The 1,355-nt window shown below is 69.8% G+C and carries 2 protein-coding genes and 1 pseudogene; 1 reads left to right on the forward strand and 2 read right to left on the reverse strand.

Translation table 11 applies throughout. The features are described from left to right. Together AOK24_RS52570 and AOK24_RS41600 are read right to left on the reverse strand one after the other, a co-directional pair. Positions 1–65 (reverse strand): annotated as a pseudogene (locus AOK24_RS52570) (succinyl-CoA--3-ketoacid-CoA transferase); the annotation flags it as partial. Next, entirely contained in the window at positions 65–748 is a 684-nt protein-coding gene (locus tag AOK24_RS41600; protein WP_055725077.1) for a CoA transferase subunit A, read from the reverse strand. The pseudogene AOK24_RS52570 and the gene AOK24_RS41600, both read right to left, overlap by 1 nt. A gap of 194 nt (positions 749–942) precedes the next feature. Here AOK24_RS41600 and AOK24_RS41605 point away from each other — a divergent pair. Next, positions 943–1,355 (forward strand): MarR family winged helix-turn-helix transcriptional regulator (locus tag AOK24_RS41605; protein ID WP_055725078.1); only part of this gene is annotated, 413 nt, incomplete at its 3' end.

Raw genomic sequence — 1,355 nt, forward strand, 5'->3', positions numbered from 1 at the left:
ACGTACTGTCCGTCCCGCAGCTCGCGCGCGGCCCGCGCGGCCATCTCCTCGCGTGTCCAGGCCATCAGCTGCTCACCGTCCGCTGCTCGATCTTCTTGTCACCGGCCTGCTCGGGCGTCAGCGCGATCACGCGCTGGACGAAGATCCCCGGCAGATGCACGGCGTCCGGGTCGATCTCGCCGGGCTCCACCAGCTCCTCGACCTCGGCGATCGTGACCCGCCCGGCCATCGCCGCGAGGGGGTTGAAGTTGCGCGCGGACTTGTTGAAGACGAGGTTCCCGTGCCGGTCGCCCTTGGCCGCGCGCACCAGCGCGAAGTCGGTGCGGATGCCGCGCTCCAGGACGTATTCGACCCCGTCGAACTCCCGCACCTCCTTCTTCACCCCGGCCGGGGTGAAGAAGGCGGGGATTCCCGCACCTCCCGCGCGCAGCCGCTCGGCCAGCGTGCCCTGGGGGATCAGCTCGACCTCCAGCTCACCGGCGAGGTACTGGCGCGCGAACTCCTTGTTGGCCCCGATGTAGGACCCGGTGACCCGGGCGATGCGCCCGGCCGCGAGGAGCACCGCGAGCCCGGACTCCATCGCGCCGCAGTTGTTGGAGACCACCGACAACCCGCCCGACCCGCGTGCGAACAGCGCGTCGATCAGCACGGTCGGCACACCGCTCAGTCCGAACCCGCCCACCGCGAGCGACGCGCCGTCACCCACATCGGCCACCGCCTCGCGGGCCGTGGCGACCACCTTGTCCATCCGTCGAGCCCCATCTCTCCCATTGCTCAGCGCACTGAGCATTTCAGCGAGGATGTCCTCACGCTCCCACCGCGACGGCCGACCGTCAAGACCCTTGCATTGAAGCAGGCAGAACGTGTGCGGAGCGTAAAGACAGCGAGTGGACCGTGCGGGTATCGTTCAGTGCACCAACGAATTCGACGAGGGGAGTCTCCATGGGCGCGGTGGACCTCACCACTCACCCCGGGCACCTGGCCCGGCGGCTCCAGCAGGCCCACTACCTGCTGTGGAACACGATGGTCTCGGAGGAGATCACCTCCCCGCAGTTCGCCGTCCTGAACACGCTCGTCGCCGAGCCCGGCCTCGACCAGCGGACGGTGGGGGAGCGCGTGGGGCTCGACCGGTCGACGATCGCCGAGGTGATCAGCCGGCTGGGCAGGCGCGGGCTCATCGACAAGGTCCGCGACCCGCAGGACGGCCGCCGCTCCCTGCTGCGGCCGACCGAGGAGGGCGTACGCGTCCACCGCAAGCTGACCGTCCGTACGGCGCGCATGAACCAGGTCTTCCTGGCGCCCCTGTCGGTCACCGAACAAGCCCTGTTCTTCGCGCTCGTCCAGCGGCTCGCCGA

The sequence above is a fragment of the Streptomyces niveiscabiei genome, from assembly GCF_001419795.1.
In the GTDB taxonomy this organism is placed as follows: Bacteria; Actinomycetota; Actinomycetes; order Streptomycetales; family Streptomycetaceae; genus Streptomyces; species Streptomyces niveiscabiei.